General features: G+C 66.1%; 10 protein-coding genes. 5 read left to right on the forward strand and 5 right to left on the reverse strand.

All coding sequences use genetic code 11. The features are described 5' to 3' along the window. Window positions 1-23: 23 nt before the first annotated feature. Window positions 24-4,073 carry a phosphoribosylformylglycinamidine synthase gene (gene purL, locus CEY08_RS18110; protein WP_076814182.1) on the reverse strand — a complete coding sequence of 1,350 codons (4,050 nt, stop codon included), beginning with the start codon at window positions 4,071-4,073 and terminating at the stop codon, window positions 24-26. Between the two features lie 356 nt (window positions 4,074-4,429). Between purL and CEY08_RS18115 the strand changes: the two genes are divergently transcribed. From CEY08_RS18115 to CEY08_RS18125, 3 genes are all read left to right on the forward strand, one after another. Next, the gene (locus tag CEY08_RS18115) at window positions 4,430-4,978 is read left to right on the forward strand and encodes a TRAP transporter small permease (protein WP_042794007.1); all 549 of its coding nucleotides are present in this window, start codon (window positions 4,430-4,432) and stop codon (window positions 4,976-4,978) included. Beyond that, entirely contained in the window at window positions 4,975-6,273 is a 1,299-nt protein-coding gene (locus CEY08_RS18120; protein WP_042794008.1) for a TRAP transporter large permease, read from the forward strand. Before CEY08_RS18115 ends, CEY08_RS18120 begins: the two co-directional genes overlap by 4 nt. Window positions 6,274-6,358: 85 nt before the next feature. Further along, a complete protein-coding gene (locus CEY08_RS18125; protein ID WP_042794009.1) occupies window positions 6,359-7,387 on the forward strand; it encodes a DctP family TRAP transporter solute-binding subunit in 1,029 nt (342 codons plus the stop codon). Window positions 7,388-7,525: 138 nt separating this feature from the next. Here CEY08_RS18125 and greB read toward each other — a convergent pair whose 3' ends face one another. The 3 genes from greB to CEY08_RS18140 all read right to left on the reverse strand — a co-directional run bounded on the left by greB (window position 7,526) and on the right by CEY08_RS18140 (window position 9,995). Further along, window positions 7,526-8,077 (reverse strand): transcription elongation factor GreB, encoded by a 552-nt coding sequence (gene greB / locus CEY08_RS18130; RefSeq protein WP_042794010.1) that lies wholly within the window; start codon window positions 8,075-8,077, stop codon window positions 7,526-7,528. Window positions 8,078-8,147: 70 nt separating this feature from the next. Continuing rightward, window positions 8,148-8,993 carry a 3',5'-nucleoside bisphosphate phosphatase gene (locus CEY08_RS18135; RefSeq protein ID WP_076814185.1) on the reverse strand — a complete coding sequence of 282 codons (846 nt, stop codon included), beginning with the start codon at window positions 8,991-8,993 and terminating at the stop codon, window positions 8,148-8,150. Between the two features lie 66 nt (window positions 8,994-9,059). Further along, window positions 9,060-9,995, reverse strand: coding sequence for an alpha/beta fold hydrolase (locus tag CEY08_RS18140; RefSeq protein WP_076814188.1), 936 nt, complete (start codon window positions 9,993-9,995; stop codon window positions 9,060-9,062). A gap of 286 nt (window positions 9,996-10,281) precedes the next feature. Here CEY08_RS18140 and cfa point away from each other — a divergent pair, with 286 nt between their 5' ends. Further along, entirely contained in the window at window positions 10,282-11,463 is a 1,182-nt protein-coding gene (gene cfa, locus CEY08_RS18145) for a cyclopropane fatty acyl phospholipid synthase (protein ID WP_042794013.1), read from the forward strand. Window positions 11,464-11,529: 66 nt separating this feature from the next. Here cfa and CEY08_RS18150 read toward each other — a convergent pair whose 3' ends face one another. Then, window positions 11,530-13,146, reverse strand: a complete 1,617-nt coding sequence (locus CEY08_RS18150; protein ID WP_063642469.1) for a GMC family oxidoreductase — start codon at window positions 13,144-13,146, stop codon at window positions 11,530-11,532. A 222-nt stretch (window positions 13,147-13,368) separates the two neighbouring features. Here CEY08_RS18150 and CEY08_RS18155 point away from each other — a divergent pair, with 222 nt between their 5' ends. Further along, window positions 13,369-14,256: a LysR family transcriptional regulator gene (locus CEY08_RS18155; RefSeq protein ID WP_042794014.1), complete on the forward strand. Its 888-nt coding sequence runs from the start codon at window positions 13,369-13,371 to the stop codon at window positions 14,254-14,256. Window positions 14,257-14,455: the final 199 nt, after the last annotated feature.

Genomic DNA, 14,455 nt, shown 5'->3' on the forward strand with positions numbered 1-14,455 from the left:
CAAAGCGTGGCGCCTGATCCCGCTTACTTCAGCCAGACGCGCGCGTTGCGGAAGATACGCATCCACGGGCTGAACGCGCCGCCCGTATCCGCATTGCCCCACTTCTCGGGCGCCCACGACATCATGACATTGCGCGTCACGCGTTCCGGGTGCGGCATCATGACCGTGAAGCGGCCGTCGGCAGTGGTGACGGCCGTCAGGCCGCCGGGGCTGCCATTCGGGTTGAAGGGGTAGGCTTCGGTAGCCTGACCGCGGTTGTCGATATAACGCGCCGCAGCCAGGAGGCGGCTGGCGTCGCCTTGCTGCGAGAAGTCCGCATAGCCTTCGCCGTGCGCCACGGCGACCGGAATGCGCGCGCCTTCCATGCCGGCAAAGAAGATCGACGGCGACTTGGCTACTTCAATCATGGCCAGGCGGGCTTCGTATTTTTCCGACTGGTTGCGCGTGAAGCGCGGCCAGAATTCGGCGCCGGGGATCATCGGCGCCAGCGCGGCCATCATCTGGCAGCCATTGCACACGCCCAGCGCGAAAGTATCGGGGCGCGCGAAGTAGGCGGCAAACTGGTCCGACAGCTTGCTGTTGAAGCGGATGGTGCGCGCCCAGCCTTCGCCGGCGCCCAGCACGTCGCCGTAGCTGAAGCCCCCCACGGCGACCAGGCCCTGCACCTGCGCAAGGTCCACGCGACCGGACAGCAGGTCGGTCATGTGCACGTCGATAGCCTCGAAGCCCGCGGTGTCGAAAGCCCAGCCCATTTCCACCTGGCTGTTGCAGCCCTGCTCGCGCAGGATCGCCACGCGCGGACGCTTGCCGGTGTTGATGAAAGGCGCGGCCACGTCCTCCTGGGGATCGAAGTCCACGTTGGGGCTCATGCCCGGATCCGTGGTGTCGTTCCAGACGTCCAGCTCGGCTTGCGCGCAGGCAGGATTGTCGCGGCGAGACATGATGCGATAGGACACTTCGCTCCAGGCGCGGCCCAGTTCGGCGCGCGGCTGGCCCCAGACCTTCTTGCCGTCGCGGTAGAACTCGACTTCGTCCGCGCCATTCAAACCGCCGATGACGTGCGAGTGCGCCGACAGGCCCGCCCCGCGCAGGACCTGCATGACCGCGTCGCGCTGCGACGCAGGCACCTGGATGACGGCGCCGGCTTCTTCGGAGAACAAGGCCTTGAGGGTCAATTCCTCGCGTTGAACCGCGACCTGTTCGGGACGGATCTTGTAGTCGCCCCAATCCGCCGATTGCGGATCGAAGGTCAGCATGTCCAGGTTGACCGAGATGCCGGTGCGGCCGGCGAAAGCCATTTCGGCCAGGGTCGCGAACAAGCCGCCGTCGGAACGGTCATGGTAGGCCAGGATGGTGCCGGCCTCGGCCAGGGTGCGGATGGTGACGAAGAAGGCGCGCAGGTCTTGCGGTGCGTCGATGTCCGGCACGGTTTCGCCGACCTGGTTATAGGCTTGCGCCAGGATCGAGCCGCCCATGCGATGGCGGCCGCGGCCCAGGTCGATCAGGATCAGGACGCTGTCGCCGGCGTCGGAGCGCAACTGCGGAGTCAGGCTGGCGCGCACGTCCGCCACTGGCGCGAAGGCGGTGACGATCAGGGACACCGGCGCGACCACCTGGCGCTGTTCGCCTTCCTGTTCCCAGGAGGTCTTCATGGACAGGGAATCCTTGCCCACAGGAATCGACAGGCCAGTGGCCTGGCACAGTTCGCTGACCGCCGACACGGTGTCGTACAGCGCGGCGTCTTGTCCGGCCACGCCGCAGGCGGCCATCCAGTTGGCCGACAGCTTGATGTCTTCCAGGCGCGCCACGTCGGCGGCGGCCAGGTTGGTCAGGGCTTCGGCCACGGCCATGCGGCCGGATGCCGGCGCGTCCAGCATGGCGATCGGCGTGCGTTCGCCCATGGACATCGCTTCGCCGCGGAAGCCTTCGTAGTCGGCCAGGGTCACGGCGCAATCCGCCACCGGTACCTGCCACGGGCCAACCATCTGGTCGCGGCTGGACAGCCCGCCAACGGTGCGGTCGCCGATGGTGATGAGGAAGGACTTGTTGGCCACCGTGGGGTGACGCAGCACGCGGTAAGCGGCTTCGGTCAGGTCGATGCCGGCCAGGTCCAGCGGCGCGGACACGCCGGGCAGGCGCGTGACGTCACGGGTCATGCGCGGCGGCTTGCCCAGGATGACGTCGATCGGCACGTCCACGGGCCGCACTTCGGCCTCGCCTTGCGGACGGATCGTGTCCAGGCCAGGCAAGCCCTCGCCGTCCACCACGCGCAATTGGCGTTCTTCGGTGGCCACGCCGACCACCGCATAGGGGCAGCGTTCGCGGCGGGCAATGGCGTCGAAGCGTTCGAGGTCCTTGGGCAGGATCGACAGGACATAGCGTTCCTGGGACTCGTTGCTCCAGATTTCGGCGGGCGACAGGCCCGATTCTTCCAGCGGCACGCGCTTCAGGTCGAAGATGGCGCCGCGGCCGGCGTCGTTCACCAGTTCGGGGAAGGCGTTGGACAGGCCGCCCGCGCCCACGTCGTGGATCGCGATGATGGGATTGTTCTCGGCCTGCTGCCAGCAGCGGTCGATGACCTCCTGGGCGCGACGCTCGATTTCGGGGTTGCCGCGCTGGACGGAATCGAAGTCGAGTTCGGCCGAATTGCTGCCCATGCTGATGCTGGAGGCGGCGCCACCGCCCATGCCGATGCGGAAGCCCGGGCCGCCCAGCTGGATCAGCAGCGCGCCCGGCGGAATCACGTCTTTGTGGGTCAGGCCGGCATCGATGCTGCCCAGGCCGCCCGCGATCATGATGGGCTTGTGATAGCCCCAGCGCGTGCCGCCGGCGGTCTGCTCGAACGAACGGAAATAGCCCAACAGGTTGGGGCGACCGAATTCATTGTTGAAGGCCGCGCCGCCGATGGGTCCGTCGATCATGATGGACAGCGGCGAGGCGATGCGCTCGGGCAGGCCGTGGTGGTCGGCTTCCCAGGGCTGCAGGGCATCGTCAAAGCGCAGGTGCGACACGGTGAAGCCGGTCAGGCCGGCCTTGGGCTTGGAGCCGCGGCCGGTCGCGCCTTCGTCGCGGATTTCGCCGCCCGCGCCCGTCGAGGCGCCAGGGAACGGCGCGATCGCGGTCGGGTGATTGTGGGTTTCCACCTTCATGAGCGTATGCACGGTCGTGTCGCGGCGGATGTACTTGGCGCCATCGACGCCCTCGCCCGTCACGCCCGGCACGCCAGCCTGAAAGCGCTGCGCGGGGCCGCCTTCCATGATGGCGGCGTTGTCCGAATAGGCGACCACGGTGCCCGCGGGCTGCGCCTTGTGGGTGGCGCGGATCATGCCGAACAGCGTATTGGGCTGTTCCTGTCCGTCGATCACCCACTGGGCGTTGAAGATCTTGTGGCGGCAATGTTCGCTGTTGGCCTGGGCGAACATCATCAGTTCCACGTCGGTGGGATCGCGGCCCAGGTCGGTGAACGACTTGGCCAGGTATTCGATTTCGTCTTCGGACAGTGCCAGGCCCAGCGTGATGTTGGCCTCGACCAGGGCTGCCGCGCCGCGCGCCTGCACGTCGACCGTGCGCATGGGCTTGCCGGCCAGCGGCTGGAACAGCGCCTGGCCATCGAAGCCGGCATCCACCACGGTTTCGGTCATGCGGTCGTGCAGGCAGTCTGCCGCGCGCGCCAGCATGGCGTCGTCGAAAGTCTTGGCGCCCAGCAGGCCGCGCTCGGGAGTGATCACGTAGCGCACGCCGCGCTCGATGCGGTGCACGGACGACAGGCCACAGTTGTGGGCGATGTCGGTGGCCTTGCTGGCCCACGGCGAAATCGTGCCCAGCCGCGGGATCACCAGCAGGGAAATGCTCTTGGCCGGCGCTTCGCCGGTGGCGGGAGTGCCGTAGTCAAGCAGTTGGACCAGCTGCTGCTGTTGTTCGGCCGTCAGGGCCGCGTCGGTGCTGACGAAGTGCTCGTAGCGGGCGGATATGTCGGCCACCGGCAGGCCGGCTTCCTTCAATTGCGCCAGGAGGCGATCGCGACGGAAGGAGGACAGGACGGAGGAACCAGGCAGATGCTGAACTAGGGACACGATGCGGGCGCCGTATAAAGAGAGGAGAGCAAAAAGTGATTTTACCTGTTTAGGGGGTTTTCCCGGAGACGTTGTTCGATCAATGCCGGACATGGCCATTTCGGCCATTGTTACAAAAGAATTCCGACCGCCTCGCACCGCAATGGTGCATAGCAACATCCGCAGCAACTCCGCGGCGCTGCGAATTTTTCCCCGCTGCGTTTACCGGCCGGGCCAGGAATTTATGCTGCGTCGCAGCATGTTGCAGCCATCCCGCACCACGGGAAAACACGAACTACCGGCCTCACGCCGCAACGGTAGGATGCAGCGACCCCATAAATGAATAGCGCCTACCCGCGCGCTGGCCGTTGCCTCACATGTCCCGCCCCGAAGCCCCCGCCGAGCCTGTCGAACCGATCATTCCCGCCGAAGCAGATCCCGCAGTCAAAGTGCCGCTGGCCATCGAGGACTGGCTGGCCGTGATTCTGCTGGCGACCCTGGCAATCATTACCTTCCTGAACGTGCTGGTGCGCTACTTCACCGACCAGTCCTTCGCCTGGACAGAAGAGATCTCGGTATTCCTGCTGATCGTGCTGACCATGGCCGGGGGCAGCGTCGCCTTCGTGCGCAACCACCATATCCGCATCGAGATCCTGGCGGACTCCGGCTCGCCGCGCCGCCAGCGCATCATGGCGCTGATCTCCAATGGCTGCGTGCTGGCCTTCTTCCTGCTGCTGACGGTGTTGTCGGTGAAGCTGGTGGCCGACGAGTACATCTACGAAGAGACGTCCCCCGCCATCGGCGTGCCGACCTGGTGGTATTCGATCTGGCTGCCCGTCATGGCCGCGGCGATTTCGTTGCGCACCATCGGCTCGCTGCGCCGCATCGCCAGGAGCGCGGGCGCCGCCGGGCAGGATCAGCAATGATCGCCGCCATCCTCTTCATTGTCTTCATCGTCCTGATGCTGATCGGCGTGCCGGTCGGCGTGGCCCTGGGCCTGGGCGGGACCGTGGCCATCGTGTTGTCCAACCTGGACACGCCCTGGTATGGCCTGCTGACCGTACCCCAGAACTTCTATGCCGGCCTGGCCAAGTATCCGTTGCTGGCCATCCCCATGTTCGTGCTGGTCGGCTCGATATTCGACCGCTCGGGCGTGGCCAAGCGGCTGGTGGACTTCGCCATCGCCATCGTCGGACGCGGCCCGGGCATGCTGCCCCTGGTGTCGATCGCGGTGGCCATGTTCCTGGGCGGCATCTCGGGTTCTGGCCCGGCCTGCGCAGCCGCGGTGGGCGCGGTGATGATTGCCGCCATGTCGCGCGCCGGCTACCCCGGTTCTTTCTCGGCCGCCGTGGTGGCGGCGGGCGCGGCCACGGACATCCTGATCCCGCCGTCGGTGGCCTTCATCATCTATTCGGTGCTGGTGCCTGGCGCCTCGGTGCCCGCGCTCTTTGCCGCCGGCATGGTCCCCGGCATCCTGGCCGGCATTGCCCTCATCGTTCCGGCGGTCTGGCTGGCGCGCAAGCACAAGATGGGCGCGCTTGAAGCCCACCTGCCCCGCCCGCCGTTCTGGGCCAGCCTGCGCGAAGCGTCCTGGGGCCTGGCCGCGCCGGTGCTGATACTGGGCGGCATGCGCATGGGCTGGTTCACGCCCACCGAAGCCGCCGTGGTCGCCGTGTTCTACGGCCTGTTCGTGGGCATGTGCATCCACCGCACCATCAAGCTGCGCGACCTGTACACCATCCTGCGCGAAGCCGCGGAGCTGTCCGCCGTCATCATGCTGGTCGTGACGCTGGCCGGCATCTTCGCCTGGGCCCTGTCCACGCTGAGCGTGATCGATCCCATCACCCATGCCATCGTCAATTCCGGACTGGGCGAATGGGGCGTGCTGGCGCTCCTGATCCTGCTGCTGATGACCGTGGGCATGTTCCTGGACGGGATTTCGATCTTCCTGATCTTCGTGCCGCTGCTCATGCCGATCGCCAACGCCTATGGCTGGGACCCCGTGTGGTTCGGCGTGATCCTGACCTTGAAGGTGGCGCTGGGGCAGTTCACCCCGCCGCTGGCCGTGAACCTGATGGTGTCCTGCCGCATCGCCCGCGTGCCGATGGAGTCCACCGTGCGCTGGGTCGTGTGGCTGCTGGGCGCGATGTTCCTGGTGCTGGTCGCGGTGCTGGTGTTTCCGCAACTGGCGCTGTGGCTGCCGCACAAACTGGGTTATTGAAGTGGCCGGACGGGGCGACCCCAAGGCCGGCGGTACCGGTACTCACTACAACAACAGACAGACCCGCAATGAGAGGAGACGCAACATGAAATTCCGCAACCTGATCGGAGCCGCCCTGTGCGCGGCCGCCGTCGTGGGCATGACGCCCGCGCATGCGCAGACCTACAAGCCCGAGTACAAGCTCTCCATCGTCGTCGGCACGACCTTCCCCTGGGGCCAGGGCGCCGAAATCTGGTCGAACCTGGTGCGCGAGCGCACCCAGGGCCGCATCAACATCAAGGTCTATCCCGGCACCTCGCTGGTCCAGGGCGACCAGACCCGCGAATTCACCGCGATCCGCCAGGGCGTGATCGACATGGCCGTCGGCTCCACCATCAACTGGTCGCCGCAGGTCAAGCAGTTGAACCTGTTCTCCCTGCCCTTCCTGATGCCCGACTATGCCGCCATCGATTCGCTGGTGCAGGGCGACGTCGGCCGCGAAATGTTCAAGCTCATCGAGAAGGCCGGCGTGGTGCCGCTGGCTTGGGGCGAGAACGGCTACCGTCAGCTCAGCAACTCCAAGCATGAAATCAAGAAGCCCGAGGACATGAAGGGCCTGAAGCTGCGCGTGGTGGGCTCGCCGCTGTACATCGATACGTTCACCGCCCTGGGCGCCAACCCGACGCAGATGAGCTGGGCCGACGCCCAGCCGGCATTGGCCAGCGGCGCCGTGGACGGCCAGGAAAATCCCCTGTCGATCTACACCGGTTCCAAGCTCTATACCGTGGGCCAGAAATACCTCACCCTGTGGAACTACGTGGCTGATCCGCTGATCTTCGTGGTCAACCGCGAGGTCTGGAATTCGTGGTCCGAAAAGGACCGCGATATCGTGCGCCAGGCGGCGCTGGACGCCGGCAAGCAGCAGATCGTGATCGCGCGCAAGGGCGTGACTCCCGAAGACCCGTCACTGTTGAAGGAAATCGCGGGCCACGGCGTGACCGTCACTTCGCTCTCCCAAGCGGACCACGAAGCCTTCGTCAAAGTCACCAAGCCCGTCTACGACAAGTGGAAGAAGCAGATCGGCGAAGACCTGGTGAACCTGGCCGAGAAGTCGATCGCCAACCGCAAGAAGTAAATCCGCGGGCAGCCTGGCTTGCCCGCAAGAACAAGCAGCAAGCCCCAGGGGAACGGCGGCGCAAGCCGCCAACCGAGGCAGGGACGTCAGATCCCGCCCACCAACGGGCGCCGGCCAAAAGCCGGCGCCCGTATTTTTTCAAGATGGATAGCTGACTTCCAGGATGTCCAGCTCTTCGATTCCGCCGGGCGTGCGCAGCACCACGGTATCGCCTTCGCGGGCCTTGATCAGCGCGCGCGCCACCGGCGATATCCAGCTGATCTTGCCCGCCAGCGGCTCGGCCTCGTCCACCCCGACGATGGTGACGTGGTGTTCCTGGCCGGCCTTGTCCGAATACAGTACGGTGGCCCCGAAGAAAATCTGGTCGCGGTTGGGCTGCGCGGCCGGATCCACCACTTCGGCGATGTCCAGCCGCTTGGTCAGGAAGCGCATGCGGCGGTCGATTTCGCGCAGGCGCTTCTTGCCGTAGAGATAATCGCCATTCTCGGAGCGGTCGCCGTTGGACGCGGCCCACGAGACTACCTGCACGACGGAAGGCCGCTCCACGTTCATCAGGTGCGTGAGTTCGCCGCGCAGGCGCTCGTAGCCGCCAGGCGTCATGTAGTTCTTGGAACCCGCCGGCAGAGCCTGGGCTTGCGGCAGATCGTCGTCGTCCTCGTTGTCCGACTCTTTGACAAATGCTTTGTTCATGGCGGTTGCGCCGGTCAGGCGCGGTCACAGTCAATAGCGTATAGGGCGAGCGGCCAAGCCGCCGCCCGCGTCAGAACCAGTCGTGCCAGACCGGTTTCAGGTCGGGCGGAAGCGCCGGCAAGCGGCCCAGGTCCACCCGGCTTTCGTTCGGGCTATGGAAGTCCGAACCGCGCGACGCCAGGAATCCGTAGCGGCGCGCCACATCGGCATAATAGCGGGCCTCTTCGGAGGTATGGCTGCCGGTGTTGACCTCAATGCCGACGCCCCCGAGCTGCAGGAATTCGTCGAACAAGGCGGCGAATTGCAACGGCGTGTACTTGTAGCGGCCGGGGTGTGCGATGACGGCGATGCCGCCCGCGCCGCGTATCCAGCCCACCGCTTCAGCCAGCGTGGCCCATTGCATGGGCACGTGGCCGGGCCGGTCGTCGCCCAGATGCTTGGTGAACACGGTCTGCACGTCCGGGCAGAAACCGGCTTCGACCAGATAGCGGGCAAAGTGCGTGCGGCTGATGAGTTCGGGGTTGCCTGCGAACGGCAGCGCGCCTTCGTAGGCGCCGGGCATGCCCATTGCCGCGAGGCGTTCGCCGATCCGCTTGGCGCGTTCGGCACGGCCGGAACGGGTCTTGCGCAGGCCTTCGATCAGGGCTGTGTTTTCGGGATCGAAGCGCAGGCCCACGATATGCACCGTCACGCCCGCCCAGGTGACGGAAATCTCGACGCCGGTGGCGAAGTCCATTTCCAGGTCGCGCGCGGCTCGGGCCGCCTCCGCCAGGCCGCCCACCTCATCGTGGTCGGTCAGCGCCCAGACGTCCACGCCGTTGGCATGCGCGCGTTGCGCCACGTCGCGCGGCGCCAGCGCGCCGTCCGAGACGGTGGAATGGCAATGCAGATCGATGTTCAGGGTGCGCGCGTTCATCCGGCTATTGTAGAGAAGGCCCGGCACCCTGGATAGCGCCAAGCCGTCCCCGGTTTGTCCGCGCGCTCAGGACAGCAGGAATGCCGCCACCGGATTCACCTGCTCGTCCGACATCAAGGTGGGCGCGTGGCCCACGCCTTGGACCTCGTGCGCCTGCGCGCGGGGATTGCGCTTGAGCATTTCTTCAACGGTGGCGCGCGTCAGCAGATCGGATTGCGCGCCACGCACGATCAGCACCGGACACTCCAGCGAGTCATACGAACGCCACAGGATCTGCTCCCCCGCGGCCAATTCCTCGGGCGTCTGGGCGGCCAGGGCCTGCGACAGCGCCAGGTCGTAATGCTTGACCCATTTGCCGCCCTGCTCGGGATACAGGTAGCGCGCCAATTCCGCCCACTGGGCGTCGGTATGGGGCCCGAAGGTGGTGGAGTTGGCGCGCATGGTGGCCACCGCCTCTTCAAACGTAGCGAATTCGCCGGGCTCGCCCACGTATTGGCCAATGCGGGCCAGCGCGCCGGTTTCCAGACGCGGGCCCACATCGTTGAGAACCAGCTTTTCCAGGCGGAATCCCTGTTCGGGCGGCAGCATGCCCGCGTGAGGGCGCATGGCCAACATGGCGCGGGCGAACACGGCCGCGCCCGACAACGCGAGGCCGATCAATCCGCCCATCGACGTGCCTACCCAGGCCAGCCGCGCCGGCTTGAGCCGCGCCAATAGGGTGACCATGTCCGAGACGTACTGCGGCACCGTATAGAAAGCCGGGTTAGCCAGCCAATCGGAACGGCCGCGCCCGACCACGTCCGGGCAGACCACGCGATAGCGCCCCGCCAGCCGCCGCGCAAGCGTATCGAAGTCGCGTCCGCTGCGCGTCAGGCCGTGCACGCAGACCAGCACCTGGTCATTGGCCGGGTCGCCCCATTCCCAATAGGCCATGCGGTGCAGGCCGGCCGGGCTGGCGCAGGTGACGAAATCCAAACGGGGTTCCAGGCTGGCGTCCACCATCGATACACTCCACAAGTCGGTGCGCGCCGCAGCGTATGGCGCGCCAGGCCGGTATCTTATAGGACGCCGGGCGACGCCGCCGCAACAGCCACCCCGCCAGGTTCTGGACTATCGGCCCGCTCGTCGCTACGATCCTTGCATCCGGATCGCCGTGCCTGCCGCGGCATTGCCATTGCCTATCGAGGCGATCCAATCATTAAATTGGAGTTGCGGACCTGTTAGGATCAGAGTCGGAAGTTTTCAAGCATTGCCAGATCAGTCATCCCAAAATTGATATGGAGTCCGTATGCAGCAAAGCAGTCCTTCCTCGCCGCTGGCCACCAGCCACCCCGCCGTCACCCCCCCTCCCCCCGAACCGCCCAAAGTGCTCCAGGACATCCTGGCGCGAGCCGATGTCCGCATCAACGGCTCCCGCCCTTGGGACATCCAGGTTCATGACAAGCATATGTACGACCGCGTCTTCTCCAGCTGGTCGCTGGGCCTGGGCGAGTCGTACATGGACGGCGAGTGGGACTGCGACCAGCTCGACGAACTGTTTACCCGCCTGCTGCGCGCGGACATGGGATCGGCGGCGCTGGGCCTGGCCCGCGTCAAGCTGATCGCAGAGCACCTGCGCCACAAGCTGTTCAATCTCCAGTCCAAGAGCCGCGCATTCGAGGTCGGCGAGCAGCACTACGACGCGGGCAATGACGTGTTCGAGGCCATGCTGGACAGCCGCATGATCTATTCCTGCGCCTACTGGGAAAACGCCCAGACGCTGGAGGAAGCACAGCTGGCCAAGCTGGATATGATCTGCCGCAAACTGCAGTTGCGCGAAGGCGAAACCCTGCTGGACATCGGCTGCGGCTGGGGCGGACTGGCCCGCTTCGCCGCCGAGCGCTATGGCGTGAAGGTGACCGGCGTAACCGTGTCCAAGGAACAGCTGGCGCTGGCCCAGGAAAAGGTGAAGGGCCTGCCGGTGCAGCTCCTGCTGCAGGATTACCGCGACCTCCAGGGCAGCTTCGACAAGGTAGTGTCGGTGGGCATGTTCGAACATGTCGGCCCCAAGAACTACGACACCTACTTCACGAACGTACAACGCCTGATGGCGCCGGACGGCGTGTTCCTGCTACACACCATCGGCATCGCCGCGACCAGCCAGAGCACCGATCCGTGGATCGACCGCTATGTCTTCCCAAATGGCAAGCTGCCGTCCGCCCGCGAGATCGCAACGGCGGTGGAAGGCCGCTACATCATCGAAGACTGGCACAACTTCGGCGCCGACTACGACCGCACGCTGATGGCCTGGTGGGACAACTTCGAACGGGCCTGGCCCGCGCTGGAACCGCGCTATGGCACGCGCTTCTACCGCATGTGGAAGTACTACCTGATGTGCTGCGCGGGCTTCTTCCGGTCGCGCGAGGGCCAGCTCTGGCAAGTGATCCTGACGCACCCGCAGCGCAAGGAGATGTACCGCTCGCTGCGTTGAACGCGGCAACGCAACGGCAGGAAAGGCGCCCTGGGGCGCCTTTCTTTCGGGATGGCGTGGGCAGGATCAACGGCCCGCGGACGCGCCCCCGGCGTCTTCGCGGATCATGTCCGCCGCCCGCTCCGCGATCATGATGGTGGGCGAATTGGTGTTGCCGGAAGTGATCAGCGGCATCACCGATGCATCGGCAATGCGCAGGCCTTCCAGGCCATGGACGCGCAGCCTTGCGTCCACCACCGCACCGCCGTCCGCGTCGCGCCCCATGGCGCAGGTGCCCACCGGATGAAAGATCGTGGTGCCGATCTTGCCGGCCGCTTCCCGCAGTTCCGCGTCCGTCTGGAACGCCGGTCCCGGCAGCCATTCCTGAGGCTGGTAGCGCTGCAAGGCGGGCGCCGCCGCGATCCGCCGCACCAGGCGGATCGAGTCCGCCGCCACGCGCAGGTCTTCCTCGGTGCTCAGATACTTGGGCGTAATGACCGGCGCGCCTTGCGGCCCCTGCGCGTGCACGCTGCCGCGCGAGGTCGGGCGTAGATTGCACACGCTGGCAGTGAAGGCATCGAAGCCGTGCAGAGGTTCGCCAAAAGCGCCCAGCGACAAGGGTTGCACGTGGAATTCGACGTTGGCGCGCGGCTGGCCCGGATCGGACTTGGCGAACGCGCCCAACTGCGAAGGCGCCATGCTCATGGGGCCGCTGCGCTTGCACAGGTACTCCAGGCCTATGCCCGCCTTGCCCAGCCAGGTGGAGGCGATGCGGTTCAGCGTCTTCACGCCCTGCACCTGGATGATGACGCGCAGCTGCAGATGATCCTGCAGGTTCTCGCCCACGCCCGGCAAGGCGTGGCGCAACGCAATCCCGCCTTCGCGCAGGCGCGCCGGCTCGCCTACGCCGGAGAGCTCCAGCAGATGTGGCGTGTTGACCGCGCCCGCCGCCAGCACTACCTCGCGACGCGCGCGCACCGTCACACTCTGTCCGCCGTGGCGCAACTGCACGCCGACGCAGCGCTTGCCCTCGAATACCAGCTGCTCGGCCTGCGCGCCGGTCATGACGCGCAGGTTCGGGCGCTTGCGGACCGGCCGCAGGAACGCCTTGGCGGTGTTCCAGCGCCAGCCTCCGCGCTGGTTCACCTCGAAATAGCCGCAACCGAAGTTGTCGCCCCGATTGAAGTCCTGCACCCGAGGGATCCCCTCCTGCTCGGCAGCACCGGCAAAAGCCTCCAGGATGTCCCAGCGCAGGCGCTGCGATTCCACCCTCCATTCGCCGCCGGCGCCATGGTATTCGTCGGCGCCGCGGTGATAGTCCTCGCTGCGCTTGAACACGGGCAGCACCTGGTCCCAGCCCCATGCAGGATCGCCGGACAGCTCGGCCCAGTCGTCGTAGTCCTGGCGCTGGCCCCGCATGTAGATCATGCCGTTGATCGAAGAACTCCCCCCCAACACACGGCCACGCGGATAGATCAAGGAACGGCCGCCCAGACCGGGTTCCGCCGCGGTACGGTACATCCAATCTGTCCGGGGGTTGCCAATGCAATGCAGATAGCCCACCGGGATATGGATCCAGTGGTAGTTGTCGCTGCCGCCGGCCTCCAGCAGCAGCACCCGCACGCCGGGATCGCGGCTCAGGCGGTTGGCCAATACGCAACCTGCCGAGCCCGCGCCCACGATGATGTAGTCGTATGTCTCCATAAGCTCTTCTTATCTTCTTGCCGGGACGAGGGCCCCGGACTGGGTGAGCCGACCCGGCTCTGGCGACCTTGCGCACGCCGGGCATCTACCGTGACTCTCGCGCAGCCGGGAACAACTGTCCAATGAATTGTTGAAAAACGGTTTATAAGCATCTTAAATAATGCTCGGCCTTATTCCACTCTGGTTGGCACGGCGAGGGCCAACGTCTCCGGGAACCGCTCCATGGATCTGAAGCACATCCGCACCTTTGCCGCCGTGGCCCGCGAGGGCAATTTGACGCGCGCGGCCGAGCATCTGCACCTGACCCAGCCGGCGCTCAGCCTGCAACTGAAGAATTTCCAGGAATCGCTGGACCTCACCTTGTTTGCCCGCACGGCGCAAGGGCTGGCGCCCAACGCCGACGGCCGCGCGCTGCTACCCGCGGCGCAACGCATACTGGAGGCCTTGGACGACTTTCAGCGCGCGATCGGCGCCCTGCGCGACACTGTCCAGGGCGACCTGCGCATAGGCACCATCCTCGATCCGGAGTTCCTGCGTCTTGGCGCCACGCTGCAATACCTGGTCGAGCACTATCCCAGGATCCGCCCCACCCTGCGCCACGGCATGTCGGGATCGGTGGCCAGGCAGGTGCGCGCGGGCGAGCTGGACGTGGGTTTTTCCCTGGGCCCGTCAGGACCCGGTGCCGCCCATCCGGGTCTGGAGGCGCTGCCGCTCGCGTCGTTTACCTACTGCGTCGTCGCTCCGAAGGGCTGGGGGCCGCAGGTAGCTGGCCGCGACTGGGCGGCGATTGCCGCGCTGCCCTGGATCTGGACGCCGCCTGACTCGGTCCATCATCGCTTGCTGTCGGACCAGTTCGAAGCGCTGGCCGTCGCGCCCAACGCCGTGGCGGAAGTTGACCAGGAAGCCTCGATGCTGGACCTGGTGCGTTCGGGTGTCGGTCTGTCGCTGGCGCGCGACTCCATTGCGCTACGCGAGTCCCAGGCGAACGGGCTGGTACTGGTCAAGGACCTGTCGATCCAGGCCCAGCTCTCCTTCGTCACACAGACCTCGCGCCGCGACGATCCGCTGGTCGCGGCGGCATTTGCCGCGGTAGAAGCCGCGTTCGCCTGAGGGCGGGCGCTGCACTGCGCCAAACGGGTGCAAATCCGCACTGGGATATGCACCCGTTTGGCGCGCGGGCATCCCGGTCGCCCGCCAGGAATTGCATCGGATCCCTCCTGCGTCCTCCCGCTATCCCTATGGAACCCTCAGCTCCCCGCGCGCGCGGATAAGCATCGGCTTTCCTGGCACGGACTTTGCTTGATGATTC

It is taken from the genome of Achromobacter insolitus, from assembly GCF_002209555.1.
Lineage (GTDB): Bacteria > Pseudomonadota > Gammaproteobacteria > Burkholderiales > Burkholderiaceae_B > Achromobacter > Achromobacter insolitus.

Bases quoted from the DNA above. Each gene is read 5' to 3' on its own strand.
- CEY08_RS18120 (WP_042794008.1), top strand. From the start codon at position 4,975: ATGATCGCCGCCATCCTCTTCATTGTCTTCATCGTCCTGATGCTGATC.
- CEY08_RS18140 (WP_076814188.1), bottom strand. From the start codon at position 9,995: ATGGTGGACGCCAGCCTGGAACCCCGTTTGGATTTCGTCACCTGCGCC.
- cfa (WP_042794013.1), top strand. From the start codon at position 10,282: ATGCAGCAAAGCAGTCCTTCCTCGCCGCTGGCCACCAGCCACCCCGCC.
- CEY08_RS18115 (WP_042794007.1), top strand. From the start codon at position 4,430: ATGTCCCGCCCCGAAGCCCCCGCCGAGCCTGTCGAACCGATCATTCCC.
- CEY08_RS18150 (WP_063642469.1), bottom strand. From the start codon at position 13,146: ATGGAGACATACGACTACATCATCGTGGGCGCGGGCTCGGCAGGTTGC.
- CEY08_RS18135 (WP_076814185.1), bottom strand. From the start codon at position 8,993: ATGAACGCGCGCACCCTGAACATCGATCTGCATTGCCATTCCACCGTC.
- greB (WP_042794010.1), bottom strand. From the start codon at position 8,077: ATGAACAAAGCATTTGTCAAAGAGTCGGACAACGAGGACGACGACGAT.
- CEY08_RS18155 (WP_042794014.1), top strand. From the start codon at position 13,369: ATGGATCTGAAGCACATCCGCACCTTTGCCGCCGTGGCCCGCGAGGGC.
- CEY08_RS18125 (WP_042794009.1), top strand. From the start codon at position 6,359: ATGAAATTCCGCAACCTGATCGGAGCCGCCCTGTGCGCGGCCGCCGTC.